This window comes from Streptomyces sp. DSM 120436 (assembly GCF_055778765.1).
Genome location: NZ_JBSKBS010000002.1, coordinates 1,061,554 through 1,086,935 on the forward strand (window position 1 = coordinate 1,061,554; position 25,382 = coordinate 1,086,935).

24 protein-coding genes are annotated in these 25,382 nt (G+C 71.2%); 3 read left to right on the forward strand and 21 right to left on the reverse strand.

Translation table 11 applies throughout. The annotated features are described in order from the left end of the window. Positions 1-7: 7 nt before the first annotated feature. On the reverse strand, positions 8-592 hold the full coding sequence (pyrR, locus tag ACWH4W_RS26780; protein WP_473078402.1) for a bifunctional pyr operon transcriptional regulator/uracil phosphoribosyltransferase PyrR: 585 nt from the start codon (positions 590-592) through the stop codon (positions 8-10). Positions 593-854: 262 nt separating this feature from the next. Here pyrR and bldD point away from each other — a divergent pair, with 262 nt between their 5' ends. Then, the gene (gene bldD / locus ACWH4W_RS26785; RefSeq protein WP_006131213.1) at positions 855-1,358 is read left to right on the forward strand and encodes a transcriptional regulator BldD; all 504 of its coding nucleotides are present in this window, start codon (positions 855-857) and stop codon (positions 1,356-1,358) included. A 154-nt stretch (positions 1,359-1,512) separates the two neighbouring features. On the opposite strand, the gene nusB is transcribed toward bldD, so the two are convergent. The 19 genes from nusB to ACWH4W_RS26880 all read right to left on the reverse strand — a co-directional run bounded on the left by nusB (position 1,513) and on the right by ACWH4W_RS26880 (position 20,243). Continuing rightward, positions 1,513-1,944, reverse strand: a complete 432-nt coding sequence (gene nusB / locus ACWH4W_RS26790) for a transcription antitermination factor NusB (RefSeq protein ID WP_473078403.1) — start codon at positions 1,942-1,944, stop codon at positions 1,513-1,515. A gap of 2 nt (positions 1,945-1,946) precedes the next feature. After that, a complete protein-coding gene (gene efp, locus ACWH4W_RS26795; protein ID WP_106415132.1) occupies positions 1,947-2,513 on the reverse strand; it encodes an elongation factor P in 567 nt (188 codons plus the stop codon). A gap of 70 nt (positions 2,514-2,583) precedes the next feature. Beyond that, positions 2,584-3,690: an aminopeptidase P family protein gene (locus ACWH4W_RS26800; protein ID WP_473078404.1), complete on the reverse strand. Its 1,107-nt coding sequence runs from the start codon at positions 3,688-3,690 to the stop codon at positions 2,584-2,586. A 101-nt stretch (positions 3,691-3,791) separates the two neighbouring features. Continuing rightward, positions 3,792-4,634, reverse strand: coding sequence for a Pro-rich N-terminal domain-containing protein (locus ACWH4W_RS26805; protein ID WP_473078405.1), 843 nt, complete (start codon positions 4,632-4,634; stop codon positions 3,792-3,794). Positions 4,635-4,765: 131 nt separating this feature from the next. Next, positions 4,766-5,860 carry a 3-dehydroquinate synthase gene (gene aroB / locus ACWH4W_RS26810; RefSeq protein WP_473078406.1) on the reverse strand — a complete coding sequence of 365 codons (1,095 nt, stop codon included), beginning with the start codon at positions 5,858-5,860 and terminating at the stop codon, positions 4,766-4,768. Further along, on the reverse strand, positions 5,857-6,369 hold the full coding sequence (locus tag ACWH4W_RS26815; RefSeq protein WP_473078407.1) for a shikimate kinase: 513 nt from the start codon (positions 6,367-6,369) through the stop codon (positions 5,857-5,859). The genes aroB and ACWH4W_RS26815 overlap by 4 nt, the downstream gene beginning before the upstream one ends. Further along, complete coding sequence (aroC, locus tag ACWH4W_RS26820) at positions 6,366-7,550, reverse strand: chorismate synthase (RefSeq protein ID WP_473078408.1); 1,185 nt, start codon at positions 7,548-7,550, stop codon at positions 6,366-6,368. Before aroC ends, ACWH4W_RS26815 begins: the two co-directional genes overlap by 4 nt. A 181-nt stretch (positions 7,551-7,731) precedes the next feature. Continuing rightward, entirely contained in the window at positions 7,732-8,097 is a 366-nt protein-coding gene (locus ACWH4W_RS26825) for a hypothetical protein (RefSeq protein WP_473078409.1), read from the reverse strand. 51 nt (positions 8,098-8,148) lie between these two features. After that, positions 8,149-8,976, reverse strand: coding sequence for a shikimate dehydrogenase (locus ACWH4W_RS26830; RefSeq protein ID WP_473078410.1), 828 nt, complete (start codon positions 8,974-8,976; stop codon positions 8,149-8,151). Next, positions 8,976-10,688: an endolytic transglycosylase MltG gene (mltG, locus tag ACWH4W_RS26835; RefSeq protein ID WP_473078411.1), complete on the reverse strand. Its 1,713-nt coding sequence runs from the start codon at positions 10,686-10,688 to the stop codon at positions 8,976-8,978. Before mltG ends, ACWH4W_RS26830 begins: the two co-directional genes overlap by 1 nt. A gap of 127 nt (positions 10,689-10,815) precedes the next feature. Then, complete coding sequence (gene ruvX / locus ACWH4W_RS26840) at positions 10,816-11,280, reverse strand: Holliday junction resolvase RuvX (RefSeq protein WP_473079271.1); 465 nt, start codon at positions 11,278-11,280, stop codon at positions 10,816-10,818. Positions 11,281-11,315: 35 nt separating this feature from the next. Then, positions 11,316-13,985 (reverse strand): alanine--tRNA ligase, encoded by a 2,670-nt coding sequence (gene alaS / locus ACWH4W_RS26845; RefSeq protein ID WP_473078412.1) that lies wholly within the window; start codon positions 13,983-13,985, stop codon positions 11,316-11,318. Further along, positions 13,985-14,353, reverse strand: a complete 369-nt coding sequence (locus ACWH4W_RS26850) for a hypothetical protein (RefSeq protein WP_473078413.1) — start codon at positions 14,351-14,353, stop codon at positions 13,985-13,987. The genes alaS and ACWH4W_RS26850 overlap by 1 nt, the downstream gene beginning before the upstream one ends. Positions 14,354-14,360: 7 nt before the next feature. Then, a complete protein-coding gene (locus ACWH4W_RS26855) occupies positions 14,361-14,810 on the reverse strand; it encodes a DUF948 domain-containing protein (RefSeq protein WP_473078414.1) in 450 nt (149 codons plus the stop codon). A gap of 200 nt (positions 14,811-15,010) precedes the next feature. After that, on the reverse strand, positions 15,011-15,625 hold the full coding sequence (gene rpsD / locus ACWH4W_RS26860; RefSeq protein ID WP_019523761.1) for a 30S ribosomal protein S4: 615 nt from the start codon (positions 15,623-15,625) through the stop codon (positions 15,011-15,013). Positions 15,626-15,928: 303 nt separating this feature from the next. Further along, complete coding sequence (locus ACWH4W_RS26865) at positions 15,929-17,284, reverse strand: replication-associated recombination protein A (RefSeq protein ID WP_473078415.1); 1,356 nt, start codon at positions 17,282-17,284, stop codon at positions 15,929-15,931. A gap of 44 nt (positions 17,285-17,328) precedes the next feature. Further along, on the reverse strand, positions 17,329-17,994 hold the full coding sequence (locus ACWH4W_RS26870) for a vitamin K epoxide reductase family protein (RefSeq protein ID WP_473078416.1): 666 nt from the start codon (positions 17,992-17,994) through the stop codon (positions 17,329-17,331). Positions 17,995-18,258: 264 nt separating this feature from the next. Beyond that, positions 18,259-19,521: a histidine--tRNA ligase gene (gene hisS, locus ACWH4W_RS26875; RefSeq protein ID WP_473078417.1), complete on the reverse strand. Its 1,263-nt coding sequence runs from the start codon at positions 19,519-19,521 to the stop codon at positions 18,259-18,261. 11 nt (positions 19,522-19,532) lie between these two features. Beyond that, positions 19,533-20,243, reverse strand: coding sequence for an MBL fold metallo-hydrolase (locus ACWH4W_RS26880; RefSeq protein WP_473078418.1), 711 nt, complete (start codon positions 20,241-20,243; stop codon positions 19,533-19,535). Positions 20,244-20,426: 183 nt separating this feature from the next. Here ACWH4W_RS26880 and ACWH4W_RS26885 point away from each other — a divergent pair, with 183 nt between their 5' ends. Next, positions 20,427-21,248, forward strand: a complete 822-nt coding sequence (locus ACWH4W_RS26885; protein ID WP_473078419.1) for a peptidylprolyl isomerase — start codon at positions 20,427-20,429, stop codon at positions 21,246-21,248. A gap of 137 nt (positions 21,249-21,385) precedes the next feature. Beyond that, the gene (locus ACWH4W_RS26890) at positions 21,386-22,615 is read left to right on the forward strand and encodes a DUF349 domain-containing protein (RefSeq protein ID WP_473078420.1); all 1,230 of its coding nucleotides are present in this window, start codon (positions 21,386-21,388) and stop codon (positions 22,613-22,615) included. A 69-nt stretch (positions 22,616-22,684) separates the two neighbouring features. On the opposite strand, the gene relA is transcribed toward ACWH4W_RS26890, so the two are convergent. Beyond that, on the reverse strand, positions 22,685-25,210 hold the full coding sequence (gene relA, locus ACWH4W_RS26895) for a GTP pyrophosphokinase (RefSeq protein WP_473078421.1): 2,526 nt from the start codon (positions 25,208-25,210) through the stop codon (positions 22,685-22,687). Positions 25,211-25,382: the final 172 nt, after the last annotated feature.

The window sequence follows — 25,382 nt, forward strand, 5'->3', positions numbered from 1 at the left end:
CGCGGTGCTACTGGGGGGTCTGCTTGGCGCCGAGCAGCACGGTGTCGCGGCCGTCCTCCTCGGCGAGCAGGACCTTGACCGTCTCCCGCAGCGACGTGGGGAGGTTCTTGCCGACGTAGTCGGCGCGGATGGGCAGTTCGCGGTGGCCGCGGTCGACGAGCACGGCCAGCTGCACCGCGCGGGGGCGGCCGATGTCGTTCAGCGCGTCGAGGGCGGCGCGGATGGTGCGGCCGGAGAAGAGCACGTCGTCGACGAGGACGACGAGTCTGCCGTCGATGCCGTCACCGGGGATCTCGGTGCGGGCCAGCGCGCGCGGCGGCTGCATGCGCAGGTCGTCGCGGTACATGGTGATGTCGAGCGAGCCGACCGGGACCTTGCGCTCGGTGATCTGCTCGAGCTTGTCGGCGAGCCGCCGGGCGAGGAAGACGCCTCGGGTCGGGATGCCGAGGAGCATCACGTCGTCGGCGCCCTTGGCGCGTTCGACGATCTCGTGGGCGATACGGGTCATGACCCGGGCGATGTCGGGGGCCTCGAGAACGGGCCGTGCGTCCGGCCGCGACGCGGGCGGCGGTTGCGGATCCTGCGTGTCCATACGAAACGGACCTCCTTCTCCGCCTCACGGGACGGACCTTAAAGGACGTCGGGTTGCGTCCCACAGGCTAGCAGGTCGTTCACGGGCCGCAGCGACACCCCCGATCACCCGGATGGAGCAACCGATCTTCGCTACCACGGAAGAGTCGGTGTGGACCATTCGGCTTGACGCACGAGAGTAACGCTGCGTAACCTCACAGTGAGTTACCAGCCGCGCGGCATGGAATTCAGCCATCCGCGTCGACACAGTGCCGGGGAGCTATATGTCCAGCGAATACGCCAAACAGCTCGGGGCCAAGCTCCGGGCCATCCGCACCCAGCAGGGCCTTTCCCTCCACGGTGTCGAGGAGAAGTCCCAGGGCCGCTGGAAGGCGGTCGTGGTCGGTTCGTACGAGCGCGGCGACCGCGCCGTGACCGTGCAGCGCCTCGCGGAGCTGGCGGACTTCTACGGCGTCCCGGTGCAGGAACTGCTGCCGGGCACGACCCCGGGCGGCGCCGCCGAGCCCCCGCCGAAGCTGGTCCTGGACCTGGAGCGGCTGGCCACGGTGCCGGCCGAGAAGGCGGGCCCGCTGCAGCGCTACGCGGCGACGATCCAGTCGCAGCGCGGTGACTACAACGGCAAGGTGCTGTCGATCCGCCAGGACGACCTGCGCACGCTCGCCGTGATCTACGACCAGTCGCCCTCGGTCCTCACCGAGCAGCTCATCAGCTGGGGTGTGCTGGACGCGGACGCGCGCCGTGCGGTGGCGTCCCACGAGGACGCGTAGGCGCTCCGCGGGGGCGCAGAAACGTGCCGCCGGGGTGCCGGAACCTTGTGGTTCCGGCACCCCGGCGGTTTTTTGTCCGTCGGCTGCGGTCGTGCACCGGCCGCGGGCCGTGACGGGTCGAGCGCGCGGTTCCCCGCGTCCCTGGCGGGGCGCTCTACTCGTCGCGGCGCAGGGACGGCTTGAGTTCCTTGAGACGGCCGAGGAGGCCGTTGACGAACGAGGGGGACTCGTCCGTGGAGAACTCCTTCGCCAGCTGCACCATCTCGTCCAGCACGACCGCGTCCGGGGTCTCGTCGACCCAGATCAGCTCGTACGCGCCGAGCCGCAGGATGCTGCGGTCCACGACCGGCATCCGGTCGAGTGTCCAGCCGACCGAGTACTGGGAGATCAGCTCGTCGATCCGCTTCGCGTGCTCCGCGTAGCCCTCGACGAGCTGCATCGTGTACTCGCTCACCGGCGGCTGCCGGGGGTCGGTCCGGGAGTGCCGGATCCAGTCGGCGAGGACCGTCAGGACCTCGGTGCCGCGCTGGTCGCCCTCGAAGATGATCTGGAAGGCGCGCTTGCGGGCCGTGTTGCGGGCAGCCACGGTTAGCTGTTCACCCGGCCGAGGTAGTCGCTCGTACGGGTGTCGACCTTGATCTTCTCGCCGGTGGTGATGAAGAGCGGGACCTGGATCTGGTGGCCGGTCTCCAGCGTGGCGGGCTTGGTGCCGCCGGTGGAGCGGTCGCCCTGGACGCCGGGCTCGGTCTCGGCGACGGTCAGCTCGACGGCGGCCGGGAGCTCGACGAAGAGCACCTCGCCCTCGTGCTGGGCGACGGTGGCCTCGAAGCCCTCGACGAGGAAGTGGGCGGCGTCGCCGACGACCTTGCGGTCGATGTGCAGCTGGTCGTAGGTCTCCATGTCCATGAAGACGAAGTAGTCGCCGTCCATGTAGGAGAACTGCATGTCGCGCTTGTCGACGGTGGCCGTTTCGACCTTGACGCCGGCGTTGAAGGTCTTGTCGACGGTCTTGCCGGACAGCACGTTCTTCAGCTTGGTGCGCACGAAGGCCGGGCCCTTGCCGGGCTTGACGTGCTGGAACTCGACGACGGACCAGAGCTGGCCGCCTTCGAGCTTGAGCACCATGCCGTTCTTGAGGTCGTTCGTGGAAGCCACGGTTGCGGAATCTCCTGGACTGGACTGACGTGGACGACGGCCGGGGCGAAGGCAGGCGCACTGCGCGAGGCTAGAGCGCGAGCAGCTCCTTGGTCGTGATGGTGAGTAGCTCGGGTCCGCCGTCCGCCTCGGGGCGCACGACGAGCGTGTCATCGATCCGGACTCCGCCCCGGCCGGGGAGATGGACCCCCGGCTCGACGGTCACCGGCACGCAAGCGTCCAGTTTACCCATGGCCGCCGGGGTCAATTGAGGGTCCTCGTCGATTTCCAGTCCGACTCCGTGACCGGTGAGGGCCGGAAGCGCCTCCCCGTACCCGGCGGAGTCCAGCAGCTGGCGCGCCGCACGGTCCACGTCACGGCACGCGGCGCCGGGCGCCAGGGACTCGCGTCCCGCGCGCTGGGCGGAGAACACCAGGTCGTACAGCTCGACCTGCCAGTCGGCGGGGGCCGTGCCGATGACGAAGGTGCGGCCGATCTCGCAGCGGTAGCCGCGGTAGGTGGCGCCGAGGCAGACGGAGAGGAAGTCGCCCTCCTCCACCCGCCGGTCGGTGGGGCGGTGGCCGGGGCGGCCGGCGTGGGGGCCGGTGGCGACGGAGGTGGGGAAGGCCGGGCCGTCGGCGCCGTGGTCGACCAGGCGGCGCTCCAGTTCCAGGGCGAGGTGGCGTTCGGTGCGGCCGACCAGGATGGACTCCAGGAGTTCGCCCAGGGCCTGGTCGGCGATCTCCGCGCCGATGCGGAGACAGGAGATCTCCTCCTCGTCCTTGACCACGCGGAGCTGTTCGACGGCGCCGCCGACACCGGTGAGGCGCAGCCGGGGGGCGGCCTCGCGGATCGCGCGGTGCCGGGTGACGGTGAGGTGGTGCTCCTCCACGGCGAGGGCGTCGACGCCCTGGGCGACGGCGAGGGCGGCGGCCTCCACGGCGGGGTCGCCGCCGATGCCGGTCATGACGTGCAGGCGCAGGGCCTCGTCGGGGCGGTGGTGCGGGACGCGGTCGTCCGGGGGCTCCGCGCACACCAGCACGTCCTCGGCCCTGCCGAGCAGCAGCACGGCGTTCCCGGGGACGGCGCCGGACAGGTAGCGGACGTTGGCGGGCCGGGACACCAGCGCGGCCGTGCTGCCGCTCGCGTTGCAGCGTTCCCGGAGGCGCGTCCGGCGGACCGCGTAGACCTCAGACATGGTTCGAGCCTAGGAGCGGCGGCGGGATGTCGCCGGTCGAGCGGGGCCGACCGGGGACCCGGCCGCTCCCCCACCGGGGCTCGTGCCTCAGGGAGAGGGACTCACCACTTGGGCGGGCTGGCTATCGCCCGGGTGAGGACGTCGTCGAGGATGCGGGCCGTCTCCGGTATGTCCAGCTGGGAGTTGTCGATGATCGGCAGGCCCGAGCCGTACCAGCCGGCCATGCGGCCGTGGATGCGGGCCACCTCCTCGTCGCTGAGGCGGCGGTTGCCGGTGCGCTCCGCGTTGCGCTCCAGGACGACGTCCAGGCCGGGCAGGAGGACGACGGGCAGCAGGCCTGGGCCGACGTGCCGCTTCCAGCCGCCGAGGCCGACGACCGGGCGGTCGGGGAAGACCGCGTCGTCGAGGATGCAGGAGATGCCGTTGGCCAGGAAGTTGCGGGCGGCGAAGCCGCAGGTGCGGCGGGCCAGCCGGTACTGGGCCTCCGAGTTGTCGTTCCAGCCGGTCTGCGGGTCGGCGAAGCCGGAGCGGACCCACTCGCGGACGTCGTCGAGGCTGATGTGCGCGGTGGGCACCCGGCGGTGGTCCGCCCAGTACTTGGCCACGCTCGTCTTGCCGGCGCCCGCGGGGCCGATGAGCAGGACGGCGAGGGTCGCCGCGGTCGGGCCGGGGCCCGCGGGGGCCTGCGGCGGGCTCGGCACGGCAACCGGGGCGCCGGGCGGCAGCGTGACATGGCCGGTGGTGTCCGGCGGCGGAGGCATCGAGGCGTGCCGCGGGCCCGCCGGGGGCGGGGGCGCCGGGTAACCGGGGGGCTGGGCGGGCGTCGGGGCCGCGGGGCCCTGCTGGTGCTGACCTGGGTGGTGCGCGGCCGGTGACCAGCCGGCGGCCGGTCCGTGCCCCGGCTGGTGGGGCGGCGGCAGCGGAGAACCCACTGCGTGCTGCATCCGGTGCCACTCCGTCTCGTACAGGCAATGGGTCACTGACAGCGGGGGCCGTCCCCGCGTCACCGAACGGTACCGCCCCCTGCCGTCGTTGTGTGAACGGCCGGGGGCGGTGATGAGTGCCCGTCAGGCGGCTACTCACCCACCTCGCCGTAGGCGGCGAGCAGGACGGCCGGGTCGGGGCCCTCCAGCACGGTGGGCTTGGCGAGCCCGTCGAGGACGACGAAGCGCAGCAGGTTGCCGCGGGACTTCTTGTCGACCTTCATGTTCTCCAGCAGTTTGGGCCACTGGTCGTAGCGGTAGTGCAGTGGGAGCCCGACGGCCTCGAGGACCGTGCGGTGGCGGTCGGCGGTGGCGTCGTCGAGGCGGCCGGCGAGGCGGCCCAGTTCGGCGGCGAAGTGCATGCCGACGGCGACGGCGGCGCCGTGGCGCCACTTGTAGCGCTCGTTCTTCTCGATGGCGTGGCCGAGGGTGTGGCCGTAGTTGAGGATCTCGCGGAGGCCGGACTCCTTGAGGTCGCTGGAGACCACGTCGGCCTTCACCCGGATCGAGCGTTCGATCAGCTCGGCGGTGTGCGGTCCCGCCGGGGTGCGCGCGGCCTCGGGGTCGGACTCGATCAGGTCGAGGATCACCGGGTCGGCGATGAAACCGGCCTTGATGACCTCGGCGAGCCCGGAGACGTAGTCGTGGACCGGGAGGGAGTCGAGGGCGGCGAGGTCGCAGAGGACGCCGGCGGGCGGGTGGAAGGCGCCGACGAGGTTCTTGCCCTCGGCGGTGTTGATGCCGGTCTTGCCGCCCACGGCCGCGTCGACCATGGCCAGCACGGTGGTCGGGACGGCGATCCAGCGCACGCCGCGCAGCCAGGTCGCGGCGACGAATCCGGCCAGGTCGGTGGTGGCGCCGCCGCCGACGCCCACGATGACGTCGGTACGGGTGAAGCCGGACTGACCGAGCGCCTTCCAGCAGTAGGCGGCGACCTCGGCGGTCTTGGCCTCCTCCGCGTTCGGCACCTGGATGGCGACGGCCTCGTAGCCCTGCCCGGCGAGGTCGGCGCGCAGCGCGTCACCGGTCTCGGCGAGGGCCTCGGGGTGGATGATCGCGACCCGCTGGGTTCGTTCGCCGATCAGCCCGGCCAGTTCGCCGAGCAGTTGCCGGCCGACCAGGACGTCGTAGGGCTCGGTGCCCGCCGTGCCCGCGACGTGGATGCGGGTCACTGCCTCGTTGCTCATGCTTCCTTCAGCTCCAGTGCGTCGAGGACCGCGTCGGCGACCTCTTCGGGCGTGCGGCCGTCGGTCGGCACGACGGCCGTGGCGGTCTCCTCGTACAGGTGGCGGCGGGCCTCCATCAGCTCGCGCCACTGCTTGCGCGGGTTGACCGCGAGGAGCGGGCGGGCGGCGCCCAGGCCGGTGCGCCGGACGGCCTCCTCGACGTCCATCGACAGGTAGGCGACCCGCTCCGCGGCGAGCAGCGCGCGGGTGTCCGGGTCGAGGATCGCGCCGCCGCCCAGGGCGAGGACGCCGTCGTGGGAGGCGAGCGCCTGCCGCACGGCCTCCTTCTCCAGGGCGCGGAAGGCGGGCTCGCCGTCCTCGACGAAGATGTCGGCGATGGTGCGGCCCTGCCCGGCGACGATGTCGTCGTCGGTGTCCCGGTAGCCGACGCCGAGCCGCTCGGCCAGCAGCCGGCCCACGGTGGACTTGCCCACGCCCATCGGGCCGGTCAGAACGAGTCGCGGACTCACCGGATCGCCAGGTTCTCGAGGTACGAGGTGACGTTGCGACGGGTCTCGGCAACGCTGTCACCGCCGAACTTCTCCGCCACCGCGTCCGCCAGCACCAGCGCGACCATCGCCTCGGCCACGATCCCGGCGGCCGGCACGGCGGAGACGTCGGAACGCTGGTGGTGGGCCCGCGCGGCCTCACCGGTGGTCACGTCCACCGTCCCCAGAGCACGCGGCACGGTGGCGATCGGCTTCATCGCCGCACGCACCCGCAGCAGTTCACCGGTGGACAGACCACCCTCGGTGCCACCGGAGCGGCCGGAGACCCGCCGGACCCCCTCGGGCGTGTTCACGATCTCGTCGTGCGCCTCGGAGCCGGGCACCCGGGCCAGCTCGAAGCCGTCACCGATCTCGACGCCCTTGATGGCCTGGATGCCCATCAGCGCACCGGCCAGCCGCGCATCGAGCCTGCGGTCCCAGTGCACGTGCGAACCGAGACCGACCGGCACCCCGTGGGCGAGGACCTCCACCACACCCCCGAGGGTGTCACCGTCCTTGTGCGCCTGATCGACCTCGGCGACCATCGCCTTCGACGCGTCCGCGTCCAGACAGCGCAGCGGGTCGGCGTCCAGCCGCTCCACATCCGCCGGCGTGGGGTACACGCCCCGCGGCGCCTTGACGGAACACAGTTCGACCACATGGGAGACGATCTCCACGCCGGCCGTCTCCTTCAGGTACGACCGGGCCACCGCGCCCAGCGCCACGCGGGCGGCGGTCTCCCGGGCGGAGGCGCGCTCCAGCACCGGCCGGGCCTCGTCGAAACCGTACTTCTGCATACCGGCCAGATCGGCGTGACCGGGACGCGGGCGGGTCAGCGGGGCGTTGCGGGCCAGACCCGCCAGCACCTCCGGGTCGACCGGGTCGGCCGCCATGACCTGCTCCCACTTCGGCCACTCGGTGTTGCCCACCATGACCGCGACCGGGGAGCCCAGGGTCAGCCCGTGCCGGACACCGCCGAGGAAGGTGACCTCGTCCCGCTCGAACTTCATCCGGGCACCACGACCGTAGCCCAGCCGCCGCCTCGCCAGGTGGTCCGCCACCATGTCCGTGGTGACCGGCACGCCGGCGGGAAGACCCTCCAGCGTCGCCACGAGTGCGGGACCGTGGGACTCACCCGCGGTCAGCCAGCGCAACCTGCTCAACGGTGCTCCTCCGTGTTCGCGCCCCGGTACTGCCCTGCGCACGCTCCTTCTCGCGTACGCGCGCGGCGGGACGGGGTGCGCGGGTCCCGGTCCGCCGTCCTTCGATCCTCCCATGTCGGGTGCGGGATCCGGCCGCCGGTCCATCTGGCGGACGGCCGGGATCACCTGCCGGCCGCCGGGATCAGACCAGGTCGTCGCCCTCGCGGCGCGGCGCGTAGGCGCCGAGGAAATCGGCCCCGCTCGGCTCGCGGGTGTCCGCGGCGGCGGGCCGCGGCGCGTGGGCGCCCAGGTGGTCGGCACCGCTGCCCTGGTGCGCCGGGGCGTACGGGCCGAGGAAGTCGGCACCGCTCGCCTGCGGGTGGACCGGCGTGCCCGCGCGCAGGGCGCGGCGGGCGGCGATCCGGCGCTTTACCTTGCGCGCCCAGACCGCCAGGACGGCGAGCACCACCAGCGCCAGCACGGTGATCTGCACCCACTCGGGCAGAAAGCCCAGCAGCGACTCGAATATCTGCGTCTTCCAGGACGCCAGCGGCACGCCTGCGGACATGAGAAGGGTCCCCTCCCTCACGCTCCGCCCCCTGCGGAACGAGGAGGGATCCTACCGGGCCGCCAGAGCCCGTTCGCCCGCGTGCCGCATGGCCTCCAACGGGGCGGGCGAGCGGCCGGTCATCTGCTCCACCTGGAGCACCGCCTGGTGCACCAGCAGGTCGAGTCCGCTGACCACGGCCCCGCCGTACGCGGACCAGCGGGCCGCGAGGACGGTCGGCCACGGGTCGTACAGCACGTCGAAGAGGACCGCCGGGCGCTCCGGCACGGCGCGGGCGAGCGGGTCGGTGGCGCCGGCCGGGGTGGTGCTGACGACCAGCGGCGCGTGCAGGGCCTCCTCGGCGTCGTCCCAGGCGGCGATCCGCACGGTGACGTCCAGGCGTTCCGCCCACTGCCGCATCTCGGCGGCCCGGGTCTCGCCGCGCACGTAGACGGCGACCTCGCCGGAGCAGACGCGGGACAGCGCGGCGAGCGCGGAGGAGGCGGTGGCGCCCGCGCCGAGGATCGCGGCGGTCTCCACCTTCTCGATGCCGTGCTCGCGCAGGGCCGCGACCATGCCGGGGATGTCGGTGTTGTCGCCGGTGCGGCGGCCGTCCTCGGTGAGGACGACCGTGTTGACCGCGTCGACCGAGGCAGCCGTCTCGCTGATGCCGTCGAGCAGCGGGATCACGGCCCGCTTCAACGGCATGGTCAGCGACAGTCCCGCCCACTCGGGGCCGAGGGTCTCGAAGAAGCCGGGCAGCTCCTTCTCGTCGATCTCGAACCGGTCGTACGTCCAGCCCTCCAGGCCCAGCTCGGCGTAGGCCGCGCGGTGCAGCACCGGGGAGAGCGAGTGGGCGATCGGGGAGCCGAGGACGGCGGCACGGCGGGGCGCTGTCATCAGTTCCCCCTCATCTTGTTCCACTTATCGACCAGCTTCGCGTGCTCGGCGTTGGTCTTGGTGAACTCGCTGGTCTTGCCGTCCAACGAGATGAAGTAGTACCAACCGTCGTCCGTCGGGTCGAGCGCGCCCTTGACGGCGTCCTCGCCGGGATTGCTGATCGGTCCGGGCGGCAGCCCCTTGTAGAAGTACGTGTTGTACGGGTTGTCGTAGTTCCTGAGCTCGCTGAGGGTCAGGTCCAGTTCGCTCTGGTTCTTGATGTAGTTGTAGGTGGAGTCGAACTCGAGCATGCCGTTGGTCTCGGTGTTGCCCGGCTTGAGCCGGTTGTAGATGACCTCGGACATCTTGCGGAAGTCGGCGTGACTGGTGCCTTCGGCCTGGACGAGGCTCGCCACGGTGATCAGCTGCCACGGATCCTCGAGGCCGAGGCTCTCGGCCTTCTTCTCGACTCCGAGCTTCTCGTAGGTGGCGGTGGCGCGCTCGACCATGCTCTTCAGCACGTCCTCGGGTGTCTGCCCCTCGGACACGCCATAGCTGGAGGGGAACAGGAACCCCTCCAGGGGGTCCTTGACGTCCTCGTGGTTCATCGCCCAATCGGGCAGGCCGAGCTTCTCCCAGTTGTTCTTGGCGACCTTCGCGGTGGTCCCGTCCTCGACCTTGAGGCGTGTGTCGATGAGCTTGTAGATGTCGGCGTTGCGCTTGCCCTCGGCGATGATCAGGTTGTTGCGGCTCTTCGGGCTGAGCATCAGTTCGACCACGCTCGCGGCTGACATCTCCTTCTGCAGCGTGTAGACGCCGTCCTGGATGTTCTTGCCCTCCGGGTTGGCCGCCTGGGCCGAGACGAAGGCGTCGACGCTCTTGACCACGCCCATCTTCTTGAGCACCTGGCCGATGGCGTAGCCGCCGGAGCCCTTGGGGATGGTGACGGTGACCTGCTCGCCGTTCCCGGATCCCGCGAAGTCCGGGGCGCTGCCGAAACGATCCTGGTAGAACTGGTAGCCGAAGTAGCTCACACCGGCCAGTCCGCCGCCGAAGACCGCGACGACCACGAGACAGGCCGCTCCGCTGCGCCGCTTCTTCTCCTTGCCGCCGCCCCGGCGGTCCCCGCCGCCCCGGCGTTCGCCGCGGCCGCGCCGGTCGTCCGGCTCGTCGGCGCGGCCGTCCTCGTCGTCACCGCCCGCGAAGAACGCGTGCTCGCCCTGGTCGGGGCCGGGGTCCCAGTCGGTCCGCGGCTCGGGCTCGCGCTCCGGCTCGGGCCGCCGGCGGCCGGGGGGCTCGGGCGGCGGGTAGGCCTCGGGGGTGCCGTAGTAGTCGGACTGCTCCCCGCCGTAGGGCGCGGGCTGCTGCGCGTACGGATCCTGCGGACCGCCCGCGTACGGGTCCTGGGGGTACGAGCCGGTGGGCCAGCCGTTCTCGTCGTACTGCGGCTGCTGGTGCTGCTGCTGCTGCGCCTGGTGCTGCTGCTGGTGCTGCGGGGGCGTGTGCTGCTGACCGTACCCGTCGTACTGCGGGTACGACGGGTCGCCGTACTCGTGCTGGTCACCCGTGCCCCAGTCGCCGTACTGCTGCTGCGACTGCTGCGGGTGATGCTGCTGGCCGCCGTAGGACTGCTGTGACTGCTGAGCCTGCTGTCCTCTCCATCCGTCGTCCCCGTACAACGGGTCGTCCGGATGCCACGGTGCGGAGCCTTGGCCCCGGCCATACTCAGTCATCGATCCCCTAGAGCCGCGAGGCGGTGGCAGCCCGGCCACCTGAAGACCGCGGCTTCCGTTCCGCCTCTCTTTGTGCGGGGGCTGTTCGAACGCCGCCCGCATCGCGCGGAACGTTACCGTATCGCGATCAGATGACCACTTCGACGCCCTCACCGGGTGGTCTGCCTGACACCCGTTCGGATTCCAGTGCCTGCTGGAGGATGATCACAGCGGCGGCCTGGTCGATGACCGAGCGCCCCTTCTTGGACTTCACGCCCGAGGCGCGCAGCCCCTGACTGGCCGTCACCGTGGTCATGCGCTCGTCCACGAGTCTCACCGGAACCGGCGCGATCATGCGCGCCAGCTCCTGGACGAAACCGCGGACCTTGGCGGCGGCGGGGCCCTCGCCCCCCTTGAGGGAGCGAGGGAGGCCGACGACGACCTCGATGGGCTCGTACTCCTCGACGAGCTGCCCCAGCCTGCGGTGCGCGGCCGGAACGTCCCGGCCGGGGACGGTCTCGACCGGGGTGGCGAGGATCCCGTCGGGGTCGCAGGAGGCGACCCCGATGCGGGCGTCCCCGACGTCGATCGCGAGGCGGCGGCCGCGGCGCATCACCGGGCCGCCCGCCTGCTCGTTCTCCGTACCGCTCACTTGGCGGTGTCCGCCACGAGCCGCTCCACGGCGTCGACGGCCTCGCCGACCGCGGCCGGGTTCTGGCCGCCGCCCTGGGCGACGTCCGGCTTGCCGCCACCGCCGCCGCCGAGGGTCTTGGCGGCGGTGCGCACCAGGTCGCCGGCCTTGAGCCCGCGCTCGCGGGCGGCCTCGTTGGTGGCGATGACGGTGAGCGGCTTTCCGTTGACCGTGCTGAACAGGGCCACGACGGCGGCCCGTCCGCCCTGGATGCGGCCGCGCACGTCGAGGACCAGCCTGCGCAGGTCGTCGGCGGTGGTGCCGTCCGGGACCTGGCCGGTGACCACGGCGACGCCCTTGATGTCCTTGGCGGACTCGGCGAGACCGGCGGCGGCCTGGAGCACCTTCTCGGCGCGGAACTTCTCGATCTCCTTCTCGGCGTCCTTCAGCCGGCCGAGCATGGCGGAGACCTTCTCGGGCAGTTCCTCGGGACGGCCCTTGAGCAGTTCGGTGAGCTGGTTGACGACCGTGTGCTCGCGGGCGAGGAAGGTGTAGGCGTCCACGCCGACCAGGGCCTCGATGCGGCGCACGCCGGAACCGATGGAGGACTCGCCCAGCAGCTTCACCAGGCCGAGCTGGGCGGTGTTGTGCACGTGGGTGCCGCCGCACAGCTCCTTGGAGAAGTCGCCGATGGTGACCACGCGCACCCGGTCGCCGTACTTCTCGCCGAACTCGGCGATGGCGCCCTGCTTCTTGGCCTCGTCGATGCCCATGATGTCGGCGCGCACGTCGAGGTCGCGGGCGAGCACCTCGTTGATCTTCTGCTCGACGTCCAGCATGACCGTCTGCGGCACGGCGGACGGCGAGCCGAAGTCGAAGCGGAACCGGCCGGGCTGGTTCTCGGAGCCGGCCTGGGCGGCGGTGGGACCGAGGGCGTCGCGCAGGGCCTGGTGGGTGAGGTGCGTGGCCGAGTGGGCGCGGGCGATGGCCTTGCGCCGGCGGTCGTCGATGGCGGCGTGGGCGCGGGAGCCGACGGTGACCTCGCCGACCTGGACGACGCCCTTGTGGACGTAGACGCCCGGGACCGGCTTCTGGCAGTCGCGCACCTCGATGACGGCGCCGGAGTCGGTGCGGATCCGGCCGGTGTCGCCGATCTGGCCGCCGCCCTCGGCGTAGAAGGGGGTGCGGTCCAGGACGATCTCGACCTCGTCGCCCTCGGTGGCCGCGGGCGAGGAGACGCCGTCGACGAGGATGCCGACGACGGTGGACTCGCCCTCGGTGTCCGTGTAGCCGATGAAGTCGGTGGCGCCGGCCCGGTCGGCGATCTCCCGGTAGGCGCCGAGGTCGGCGTGGCCGGTCTTCTTGGCCTGGGCGTCGGCCTTGGCGCGCTCCCGCTGCTCCTTCATCAGGCGGCGGAAGCCGTCCTCGTCCACGGTCAGGCCCTGCTCGGCGGCCATCTCCAGGGTGAGGTCGATGGGGAAGCCCCAGGTGTCGTGGAGCAGGAAGGCCTTGTCGCCGGGCAGGACGCTGGAACCGGCGGCCTTGGTCTCGGACACGGCGGTGTCGAGGATGTTGGTGCCGGCCTTCAGCGTCTTGAGGAAGGCGTTCTCCTCGGCGAGGGCGACCTTCTCGATCCGCTCCCGGTCGGTGATCAGCTCCGGGTACTGCCGGCCCATCATGTCGATGACGACGTCGATGAGGTCCTTGACGACCGGGCCGGTGGCGCCGAGCAGGCGCATGTTGCGGATGGCGCGGCGCATGATGCGGCGCAGCACGTAGCCGCGGCCCTCGTTGCCCGGGGTGACGCCGTCGCCGATGAGCATGACCGAGGTGCGCATGTGGTCGGTGACCACGCGCAGGGACACGTCGGACTGCTGGGCGTCGCCGTAGCGGACGCCGGTCAGCTCGGTGGCCTTCTCGATGACGGCCGTGGAGGTGTCGATCTCGTACATGTTCCGCACGCCCTGCAGAATCATGGCGAGCCGCTCGAGGCCGAGGCCGGTGTCGATGTTCTTGCTGGGCAGGTCGCCGAGGATCGGGTAGTCCTTGCCCGGGCCCTCGCCCCGCTCGTACTGCATGAAGACGAGGTTCCAGATCTCCACGTACCGCTCGTCGTTGACGGCGGGGCCGCCCTCGGGGCCGAACTCGGGGCCGCGGTCGTAGTTGATCTCGGAGCAGGGACCGCACGGGCCGGGGACGCCCATGTCCCAGAAGTTGTCCTTCTTGCCCAGGCGCTGGATCCGCTCGGCGGGCACGCCGACGACGTCGCGCCAGATCTGCTCGGCCTCGTCGTCGTCCTGGTAGACGGTGATCCAGAGCTTCTCCGGCTCCAGGCCGTAACCGCCCTTGTCCTGGGGGCTGGTGAGCAGCTCCCAGGCGAGCTTGATGGCGCCTTCCTTGAAGTAGTCGCCGAAGGAGAAGTTGCCGCACATCTGGAAGAACGTGCCGTGGCGGGTGGTCTTGCCGACCTCTTCGATGTCGGGGGTGCGCACGCACTTCTGCACGCTGGTGGCGCGGTCGAAGGGCGGCTTGACCTCGCCCAGGAAGTAGGGCTTGAAGGGCACCATGCCGGCCGGGACGAGCAGCAGAGTCGGATCGTCCGCGATGAGCGACGCCGACGGGACGACGGTGTGCCCACGCTCCTCGAAGAAGCTCAGCCAGCGGCGGCGGATCTCGGCCGACTCCATCAGTGGTCCTCATTCCGGTTGTGCGGGTACGTCGGGTACGTCGACTTCTTCGGGCCCTCGACGTACGTCGGGCCGTTGCGGTTCTCGATCACGGCGTAGCCGCGGGGCGCGGGCAGTTCACGGTCGACGGGGGCGTTGAGCCCGAGCGCGTCGCCGAGTTCGGCCTCGCGCTGGGCCATGTTCTCGCGGACCTCGAGGGCGAAGTCCACCGCGCGGTCCTTGAGCCGGCCGCCGGCCTCGATCGCCTTGTTGGCCGCGGCGACGGCGAGGTGCTCGGGGGTGAGCTGCTTGATCTTGCGGTTGACCTTGGTGGTGGCCCACACGCCGGCGGCGACGCCGGTGCTGAACCAGAACGTTCGGCGGAACATCGTCCGGTCAGTCCTTCTTTCCCCGGGTCCGCTTGTCGCGCCGCGCTCCCGGGACGGTGCGGCCCACGATCACGTTGCGCCGCGTCCTGTCCGGCGCGTCCTCCTTGCGGCCGCTGACGGCCCGGCGCACGCCGTAGCCGAAGGCGGCGACCTTGACCAGGGGGCCGCCGAAGGTGGAGGCGACCGTGGTGGACAGCGCGGAGGCGTTGGAGGTGACCTCCTGGACGTCGGAGGCGATCGCGTCGACCCGTTCGATCTGGGTCTGCGCGGACCGCACCGCCGTGGAGGCGTCCGCCAGCAGCGGGACGGCCTGGTCGGTCACGTCCGCCACCAGCTTGGTGGTCGCCCGGAGCGTCTGGGCCAGCCTCGCCAGCGCGACGGCGAGGAAGGAGACCAGGATCGCCCAGAAGACGGCCACCAGGATTCCGGCCACCTCACCACCGGACACTGTGTGCACCCGCTCCCTTGAAACGCGCCTGAACATCGAGAAAGTCGTGTCACCGAGCCTATCGCGCCGGTGGCGGGTCCCCGTACCGGATTACCGTCCGCCGCGGCATCGGTCTCGCCGGAAGGCTCCCGGGCGAGGACGAGCCCGCCGCCTCGCCCGCCCCGAGGGGCGGGAAGACGACGGGCTCGGGATACCGCGCGCCTGCCGGATCAGCGGGCGTAGTACTCGACGACGAGCTGCTCGTCGCAGATCACCGGGATCTCCTTGCGGTTCGGCTCGCGGTCCAGGCGGAACGCCAGGGCCTTGAGGTTCACCTGGAGGTAGCGCGGGATCTCACCGTCGGGGGCGAAGCCACCCTCACGGGCGATCGTGAAGAGGGTCTTCTCCTTGCTGCGCTCGCGGACCTCCACGACGTCGTCCGGGCGGACGCGGAAGGAGGGCTTGTCGACCTTCTTGCCGTTGACCTGGATGTGGCCGTGGGTGACCATCTGGCGGGCCTGGTAGATCGTGCGGGCGATGCCCGAACGCAGGACCAGCGCGTCGAGACGGCGCTCGAGCTCGATGACGAGGGCCTCGCCCGTCTTCATCGACGTCTTGGAGGCGCGCTCGTAGGCACGGACGAGCTGGCGCTCGGAGAGGTCGTACTGCGCGCGCAGACGCTGCTTCTCCAGCAGACGGACCTTGTAGTCCGAGTTCTGCTTGCGGCCGCGGCCGTGCTCACCCGGCGGGTAGGGGCGGGCCTCGAAGTACTTGACGGCCTTCGGGGTCAGCGCGATACCGAGGGCACGCGACTTCTTGACCTTGGGGCGGGACTGGTTCGCCACTTGTTTTCCTTTTCGTGTTCCGGCTGCCTCAGGGTTACGGGAGGTCGCATCCGCAGCAGGGGAATTCCCATCGGGCCCGCGAGGGACCTGGTGGGCAGCCGCTCCCCTGAACTGGGCACATACGTGCAGCACACGAACGGCCCACCGACCGGTCCCGGGACTCACGGGTGGTGGTGGGCTGCCCGCGACACCTACGACGGTGCGCGACGCTCCTGGATCGAAGGATCCGGCTGGTCGTCCCGCCTGAGGCGCCGACCGGAGCCGGACACGGGACACAGCACTTCGACGGATTCTACAGGGTGCTCAGGGCCGCCTGCGACCGAGGTGCTTCCTGGTCCACTCCACGGCGTCCGCGTACCGCGCCTCGGCGCCGTGCCGGGTGGGCTCGTAGTACTCGCGGTCCTTCAGGGCGTCCGGGGCGTACTGCTGCTCGGCGATGCCCTCGGGCAGGTCGTGCGGGTAGACGTAGCCCTTGCCGTGGCCGAGCTTGCCGGCCCCCTGGTAGTGACTGTCGCGCAGGTGGGAGGGGACGGGGCCGGCCAGACCCTTGCGGACGTCCTCCAGGGCGGCGCCGATCGCCGTGGTGGCGGCGTTGGACTTGGGCGCGAGCGCCAGGGCGATGGTGGCGTGGCTGAGGGTGAGGGCGGCCTCGGGGAAGCCGATCATGGCGACGGCCTGGGCGGCGGCGACCGCGGTCTGCAGCGCGCCCGGGTCGGCGAGGCCGATGTCCTCGCTGGCGGAGATCATCAGGCGGCGGGCGATGAAGCGGGGGTCCTCGCCGGCCTCGATCATCCGGGCCAGGTAGTGCAGGGCGGCGTCCACGTCGGAGCCGCGGATCGACTTGATCAGGGCGCTGGCGACGTCGTAGTGCTGGTCGCCGTCGCGGTCGTACTTCACGGCGGCCCGGTCGACCGTCTCCTCCAGGGTCTCCAGGCTCACCTCGGACTCGCCCTTGTCCAGCGCGGCGCCGGCGGCGGCCTCCAGGGCGGTGAGCGCGCGGCGGGCGTCCCCGCCGGCGATGCGCAGCAGGTGCTCGGCGGTGTCGTCGGGGAGGGTGAGGGAGCCCTTGAGGCCCCGCTCGTGGGTGAGGGCGCGCCGCAGCAGACCGCGGATGTCGTCGTCCGTGAGCGGCTCGAGGGTGAGCAGCAGGGAGCGGGAGAGCAGCGGGGAGATGACCGAGAAGTAGGGGTTCTCGGTGGTCGCGGCGATGAGCGTGACCCAGCGGTTCTCCACGGCGGGGAGCAGGGAGTCCTGCTGGGCCTTGCTGAAGCGGTGGATCTCGTCGAGGAAGAGGACCGTCTCCTGGCCGTACCCCCCGGAGGCGCGGCGGGCGCCGTCGATGACCGCGCGGACCTCCTTGACGCCCGCGGTGATCGCGGACAGCTCCACGAAGCGCTTGTCGGTGGCCTTGGAGACGACGTAGGCGAGGGTCGTCTTGCCGGTGCCGGGCGGGCCCCAGAGGATCACCGAGGAGGGGCCCGCGGGGCCCGAGGAGCCCTCCCCGACCAGTCTGCGCAGGGGGGAGCCCGGCTTCAGCAGGTGCTGCTGGCCCACCACCTCGTCGAGGGTGCGCGGGCGCATCCGGACCGCCAGGGGGCTGCCGGCCGGGTCCTTCTCCTGGCGTTCTTCTGCTGCGGCGGTGAACAGGTCGGGCTCCACGCTGAAACCCTAAGGCACCGCGCCGACAGCCCCGGAGCGGGCGGTCAGCTGGTCCAGAAGTCCCACCAGCGGGTCAGGATCAGCATGCCGATGACGCCGATGTGCAGTACCGGCAGGACCCAGGTGAACTCGCCGAAGAAGCCCTTGAGCCAGGAGGGCGCGGGCAGGAAGCCCTTGCGGACGTTGAAGGACGTCACGTACCAGAACATGATGATCGTGGCGACCCAGGCGAGGCAGCACCACAGGCACAGGGCGTTGATCCGGTACAGGGACTGGACCGTCAGCCAGGCGCAGAAGCCGACGCCGAAGAGGGTGCCCGCGTTGAAGGTGAGCCAGTACCAGCGGGGGTAACGGGCCCCGGCGAGCAGGCTCATGCCGACGCAGACCACGATGCCGTAGGTGACCAGGCCGAGCATCGGGTTGGGGAAGCCGAAGACGGAGGCCTGGTCGCTCTCCATGACGCTGCCGCAGGAGACGACGGGGTTGAGGCTGCAGCCGGGGACGAACGTCTCGCCCTTGACCTTGGCCTCGAGCAGCTTGAACTTGTCGAGCGTGATCACCCACGCGGCGAGCACGCCGGCGGCGCCGGTGATCACCAGGAGCCACGCGAACGCCCTGCTGCCGCCCTCCGTGCGGGGCGAGGTGTCACTCCCGTCGGGGGGAGAGGGTTCGGACTCCATGTCGACGTCCCTGACTGTCGTCTTGCTCATCACGCCGATTCCGTCACTCACGCATGCGGACCTGCTTCGGGCAGGGGCCATTGTGCCGTACGGCGGGGCGCGTTCGCTGTTGACCGGAGATAAGGGCGCACAGGCGTTCGTGTCGGGGCGCAGGATTTCGGCCGGTCTTCGTCGGGTGTTCGCACGGGTGCGCGAGTCCGCTCCCCCGCCGGGGTGGCGGCGGGATCCGGGCCGTTGACGACCCGGGCGCCGGACCCCCTCGGAAGGGGACCCGGCGCCCGGGAGGGACGCGTCTCAGCCGAGGCGGGACTCGAGCTCCGCCACGACCTCGTTCACGCCGACCGCGGTCTGCTCGCCGGACTCCAGGTCCTTGAGCTGGATCACGCCCTCCTCGATGTCGCGCTCGCCGAGGATGAGCGCGTACCGGGCGCCCGAGCGGTTGGCCGCCTTCATCGCGGCCTTGAGGCCCTTGCCGCCGTAGGCGAAGTCCGCGGCCACGCCGTTCTTGCGCAGCTCGGTGACCTTCGCGAACAGCACCCGGCGGGCCTCGTCCCCGAGCGGCACGGCGAACACGCTGGTGGCGGCGGGCAGTTCCAGCTCGACGCCCTCCGCCTCCAGGGCCAGCACCGTGCGGTCGACGCCGAGCGCCCAGCCGACGGACGGCAGCGCGGGGCCGCCGATCATCTCCGACAGGCCGTCGTAACGGCCGCCGCCGCCCACCGCGGACTGGGAGCCGAGGCCGTCGTGGACGAACTCGAAGGTGGTGCGGGTGTAGTAGTCCAGGCCGCGCACCAGCTTGGGGTCGTCCTCGAAGACCACCCCCGCGGCCGTGATCAGCTCCCGGACCTCCTCGTGGTACGCCTTGCAGGCGTCGCAGAGGTGGTCGCGCAGCAGGGGCGCGCCGGTGAGCTGCTTCTGCACCGACTCGCGCTTGTCGTCCAGGACGCGCAGCGGGTTGATCTCCGCCCGGCGCAGGGTGTCCTCGTCCAGGTCCAGGCCGCGCAGGAAGTCCTGGAGGGCGGCCCGGTAGACGGGACGGCACTCCTTGTCGCCCAGGCTGTTGAGCAGGATGCGGAAGTTCCGCAGGCCCAGGGAGCGGTAGGCCTGGTCGGCCAGGATGATCAGCTCGGCGTCGAGCGCCGGGTCCTCCGCGCCGATCGCCTCGGCGCCGACCTGGGAGAAGTGCCGGTAGCGGCCCTTCTGCGGGCGCTCGTAGCGGTAGTACGAGCCGGAGTACCAGAGCTTGACCGGGAGGTTGCCCGCCTTGTGCAGGCTGGCCTCCAGGGCGGCGCGCAGCACGGAGGCGGTGCCCTCGGGACGCAGGGCGAGCCGGTCGCCGCCCTTGGTCTCGAAGGCGTACATCTCCTTGGTGACGATGTCGGTGGACTCGCCGACGCCGCGCGCGAACAGCTCGACGTTCTCGAAGCCGGGCGTCTCGACGTAGCCGTAGCCGGAGCCGCGCAGCGGGGCGGCGATCGCCTCGCGGACCGCGAGGTACCTGGCGGAGTCGGGCGGCAGCAGGTCGTAGGTGCCCTTGGGGGCCTTGAAGGTGCTCACGGAAGTACTCGTCACATTCCTCGTCGGGGAGCCTCGTCCCGGGCTCCCGGGCCGGCGGCCACCTGCCGCAGATACGGGTTGGTGGCGCGCTCCTGGCCGATGGTGGTCTGGGGGCCGTGGCCGGACAGCACCACGGTCGAGTCGTCGAGCGGCAGGCACACGCGGGCCAGCGAGTCGAGCATCTCGGCCATGTCACCGCCGGGCAGGTCGGTGCGTCCGATGGAGCCGGCGAACAGCAGGTCACCCGAGAACATGACCGGCGGGACGTCGGCCGACTCGGGCAGGTTGTAGGTCACCGACCCCTTGGTATGGCCCGGGGCGTGCGCGACGGAGAACTCCAGGCCCGCCAGCTTCAGCGTCGCGCCGTCGGTGAGCTCCTTGACGTCGTCCGGCTCCCCCACCGCCAGCTCCCCCATGAGCGGCATGCCGATGGCCCGGCCCAGGCCCTTCTCGGGGTCGCTCATCATGTACCGGTCCTCGGGGTGGATCCAGGCGGGCACGTCGTGCGCCCCGCAGACCGGGACCACCGAGGCGACGTGGTCGATGTGGCCGTGGGTGAGGACGACGGCGACGGGCTTGAGCCGGTGCTTGCGGACCGCCTCCGCCACGCCGTCGGCGGCCTGGTGGCCGGGGTCGATGATCACGCACTCCTCACCGGCGGCGGGGGCGACGAGATAACAGTTCGTCCCCCATGCTCCGGCGGGGAACCCGGCAATGAGCACGATCGTCCTTCGTTTGTGTCGGTACGGGAGGCTTGCGACGGGCTGAGCCCGTGGTCAGAGCCTACCGGCGCTGCCGATTCCTCAGCGAACCCATATACGGTACGGGGCACACGCAGGCGGTCGGCTCACCGCACGCACGCACGCGTACCGGCCGGCACACGAGACGCATGAGGAGAGAACCCGGTGGTCAGCCAGGAGCAGCGGCGGCGTCAGCTCGCCCGGGAGAAGTTCTTGCGGCAGCAACAGCGGCGTACCGAGGCGCGGCGCAAGGCGAAGGTCCGCAACGCGGTCATCGCGTCGGTGCTCGGTGTGACCCTGGTCGGCAGCCTCGCGCTGTACACGACGGGGGTGCTCAAGCAGGACGACGACAAGACCAACGCGGCCGCGGAGGTCACGCCGGACGCCGAGCCGGCGAGCAAGGCCCCGGACCCCTGTGAGAAGCCGGCCGGGGGCAAGGTCAAGACGCAGACGTGGAAGAAGGAGCCGGCGATGTCGATCGACAAGTCGGCGGCGTACACGATGAAGCTGGAGACGACCTGCGGGACGATCGACGTGGCGCTGAAGGCGTCGGCGGCCCCGCACACGGTCAACTCGTTCCACTTCCTCGCCGGCAAGGGCTACTTCGACCACACCAAGTGCCACCGGCTCACCACCAACGGCATCTACGTCCTGCAGTGCGGCGACCCGACGGGCACCGGCACCGGCGGCCCCGGCTACACGATCCCGGACGAGAACCTGAAGGACGCGAGCCTGAAGGACAACACCTACCCGGCGGGCACGGTCGCGATGGCCAACACCGGGCAGAAGGACAGCGGCGGCAGCCAGTTCTTCCTGGTCTACGAGGACAGTCAGCTCCCGCCCAGCTACACCCCGTTCGGCACCGTCTCGGACGCGGGCCTGAAGGTCCTGAAGAAGATCGCCGACGCCGGGGAGAGCACCGGGGGCGGTGACGGGGCGCCCAACGCGACGGTCGTGATCGACAAGGCGACCGTGACCGCATCCTGAGCCCCAACTGCGTAATTTCGGTCGCGCGGGATGCGGACAGGCATCCCGTCGGTCGCCTATGTTGGCCGTGACGAAACTGTGGACGATGCCCGGGGGAGCGCACAGGCCCCTCGACGGCATCATGTGGAGGAGGCGCTGTGAGCAGCGACCCGTGGGGCCGCGTCGACGAGACGGGGACCGTGTACGTGCGTACGGCCGACGGCGAGAAGGTCGTCGGTTCCTGGCAGGCCGGCTCCCCTGACGAGGCGCTGGCCTACTTCGAGCGCAAGTACGAGGGCCTGGTGGTCGAGATCGGCCTCCTCGAGAAGCGGGTGAGGACCACCGACCTGTCGTCCAAGGACGCCGTGGCCGCGATCGACCACCTGCGCGAGCAGGTCGACGCCCATCACGCGGTCGGTGACCTCGACGCCCTGAGGGCCCGGCTGGACAAGCTCGTGGAACTGGTCGAGGCGCGCCGCGAGGAGCGCAAGGCGCAGCGGGCCCGGCAGTCCGAGGAGGCCCGGCGGGCCAAGGAGGCGCTGGTCACCGAGGCCGAGGAACTGGCGCGGTCCGACCAGTGGCGGGCGGCCGGGGAGCGGCTGCGGGCCCTGGTGGACACCTGGAAGGGTCTGCCTCGGCTGGACCGCAAGTCCGACGACGAGCTGTGGCACCGCTTCTCGCACGCGCGGTCGGCGTTCTCCAAGCGGCGCAAGCAGCACTTCGCACAGCTGGACGCGCAGCGCGAGGAGGCCCGCCGGCTCAAGGAGCAGCTGGTCGCCGAGGCCGAGGCGCTGTCGGGCTCGACGGACTGGGGTCCGACCGCGGCCCGGTACCGCGACCTGATGACGCAGTGGAAGGCCGCGGGCCGCGCCCAGCGCGAGCACGAGGAAGAGCTGTGGAACCGCTTCCGCGGCGCCCAGGACGTCTTCTTCGCGGCCCGCTCCTCGGTGTTCGCGGAGCGTGACGCGGAGCAGGCGGAGAACCTCAAGCTCAAGGAGGAGCTGGCGGGCGAGGCGGAGAAGCTGCTGCCGATCACGGACCTGAAGACCGCCCGGGCCGCGTTCCGCGCGATCAACGAGCGCTGGGAGGCCATCGGCCACGTGCCGCGGGACGCCCGTCCGCGGGTCGAGGGCCGGATGCACGCCGTGGAGCGCGCCCTCCAGGAGGCCGAGGAGGCCGAGTGGCGCCGGACCAACCCGGAGGCCCGTGCGCGGGCGGAGGGTCTGACCGGTCAGCTGCAGGCCGCCGTGGACAAGCTGAAGGGCCAGATCGAGCAGGCCCGCGCGCAGGGCAACACCGCCAAGGCGGAGAAGCTGGAGCGCGAGCTGGAGGGCCGCCAGGCCCTGCTGGACCAGGCCCTGAAGGGTCTCCAGGAGTTCGGCGGCTGAGCCCGGCCGCACGCGCGACGAAGGGGCCGCCGTACCTCGGCGGCCCCTTCCGTGTGTCCGGCGCGCGTCCTACCCGCGGTTGCGGGCCGAGGTGACGCGGTAGACGTCGTAGACGCCCTCCACGCCGCGTACGGCCTTCAGGACGTGGCCCAGGTGCTTGGGGTCGCCCATCTCGAAGGTGAAGCGGGAGGTGGCGACCCGGTCGCGGGAGGTCTGGACGGCCGCGGACAGGATGTTGACGTGCTGGTCGGACAGCACGCGCGTGACGTCCGACAGCAGCCGGGAGCGGTCCAGGGCCTCGACCTGGATGGCGACCAGGAACACCGACGACTGGGTGGGCGCCCACTCGACCTCGAGGATCCGCTCGGGCTCGCGGGACAGCGAGTCGACGTTCACGCAGTCGCTGCGGTGCACGGAGACGCCGCTGCCGCGGGTGACGAAGCCGATGACGGGGTCGCCCGGCACCGGGGTGCAGCAGCGGGCGAGCTTGACCCACACGTCCTCGACGCCCTTGACGATGACGCCGGGGTCGGCGTTGGAGCGGCGCTTGCGGCGGCTGCGGGCGGGCGGGACCGACTCGTCGATCTCCTCGGTGGCCGCCTCCTCCCCGCCGAGGGCCTGCACCAGCTTCTGCACGATGTTCTGCGCGGAGACGTGCCCCTCGCCGATCGCCGCGTACAGCGCGGAGATGTCGGAGTAGCGCATCTCGTGCGCCAGCGTGACCAGCGAGTCGCCGGTGAGGATGCGCTGGATCGGCAGGTTCTGCTTGCGCATGGCGCGGACGATGGAGTCCTTGCCCTGCTCGATCGCCTCGTCGCGGCGCTCCTTGGAGAACCAGGCGCGGATCTTGTTGCGGGCGCGGGGCGACTTCACGAAGCCGAGCCAGTCGCGGGAGGGGCCCGCGCCGGCCGCCTTGGAGGTGAAGACCTCCACCAGGTCGCCGTTGTCGAGGGTCGACTCCAGCGGCACCAGGCGGCCGTTGACGCGGGCGCCTATGGTGCGGTGGCCGACCTCGGTGTGCACCGCGTAGGCGAAGTCCACGGGGGTGGCGCCGGCGGGCAGCGCTATGACGTCGCCCTTGGGCGTGAAGACGAAGACCTCGTTGCGCGAGAGGTCGAAGCGCAGCGACTCCAGGAACTCGCCCGGGTCCTCGGTCTCCTTCTGCCAGTCGAGGAGCTGGCGCAGCCACGCCATGTCGTTGAGGTGGTCGTCCTTGCTCTTGCCGGACGACCTGGGCGCGTCGGTGCGGATCTTGGAGGCGCCGGCGACGGCCTCCTGCTTGTACTTCCAGTGCGCGGCGATGCCGTACTCGGCGCGGCGGTGCATGTCGAACGTGCGGATCTGCAGTTCGACGGGCTTGCCGCCGGGGCCGATGACCGTCGTGTGCAGCGACTGGTACATGTTGAACTTGGGCATCGCGATGTAGTCCTTGAACCGGCCGGGGACCGGGTTCCATCGCGCGTGCACCGTACCGAGGGCCGCGTAGCAGTCGCGGACGGTGTCCACGAGGACGCGGATGCCCACCAGGTCGTAGATCTCCGCGAAGTCGCGGCCGCGGACGATCATCTTCTGGTAGACGCTGTAGTAGTGCTTGGGGCGGCCGGTGACGGTCGCCTTGATGCGGGCGGACCTGAGGTCCTGCTGCACCTCGTCGGTGACGATGGCGAGGTACTCGTCGCGTTTGGGGGCGCGCTCGGCGACCAGGCGGACGATCTCGTCGTACATCTTGGGGTAGAGGATCGCGAAGGCGAGGTCCTCCAGCTCCCACTTGATGGTGTTCATGCCCAGGCGGTGGGCGAGCGGCGCGTAGATCTCCAGGGTCTCGCGCGCCTTCTTCTCCTGCTTCTCCCGCTTGAGGTAGCGCATCGTGCGCATGTTGTGCAGGCGGTCGGCGAGCTTGATGACCAGGACGCGCGGGTCCTTGGCCATGGCGACGACCATCTTGCGCACGGTCTCGGCCTGGGCGGCCTCGCCGAACTTGACCTTGTCCAGCTTGGTGACGCCGTCGACGAGCAGCGCGACCACGTCGCCGAAGTCGCGGCGCAGGTCCTCCAGGCCGTACTCGGTGTCCTCGACGGTGTCGTGCAGCAGCCCGGCCATCAGCGTCGCCGGGTCCATGCCGAGCTCGGCGAGGATGGTGGTGACGGCGAGCGGGTGCGTGATGTACGGGTCGCCGCTCTTGCGCTTCTGGCCGCGGTGCCAGCGCTCGGCGACCTGGTAGGCGCGCTCGATCTGGCGCAGCGTGGCGTTCTCGGTCTTCGGGTCGTTGCTCCGCACGATCCGGAGCAGCGGCTCCAGCACCGGGTTGTACGGGTTGGCCCGCTGGACGCCGAGCCGGGCCAGGCGGGCGCGGACGCGGTTGGAGGAGCCGGAGCGCGGCTGGCCGGCGTTGGGACGGGCCGGGGACGCGGAACGCTCGGGAGGGGACGGCTTGGGACGTGGCTGCTCGGGCTTGTCCACGGGAGCCGCCTGGGCGCGCTGCACCGGCCCTCGGGTGTCGTTCTTCGCCTGGGGCGTGTCCGGCGCGGGCTTCGCCGCCGGCGCCGAGGCGGGCTCGGGCTTGGCGGCGGTCAGGTGCTGGGCCTCGTCTGGCAAGAGGACTCCTCGTGCGCGATCCGGGTCCCCGGTCAGGCTCCGGAGATCCCATGGTAGCGAGCCCGCGTCCGCCGATCGCCTCCGGAGCGGTGTGAGGGCCGTCGACAGGGGAAACGCACGAGGCGGACCCGTATTCCTCCGGGTCCGCCTGCGTGGTGTTTCCGGGGCCGTT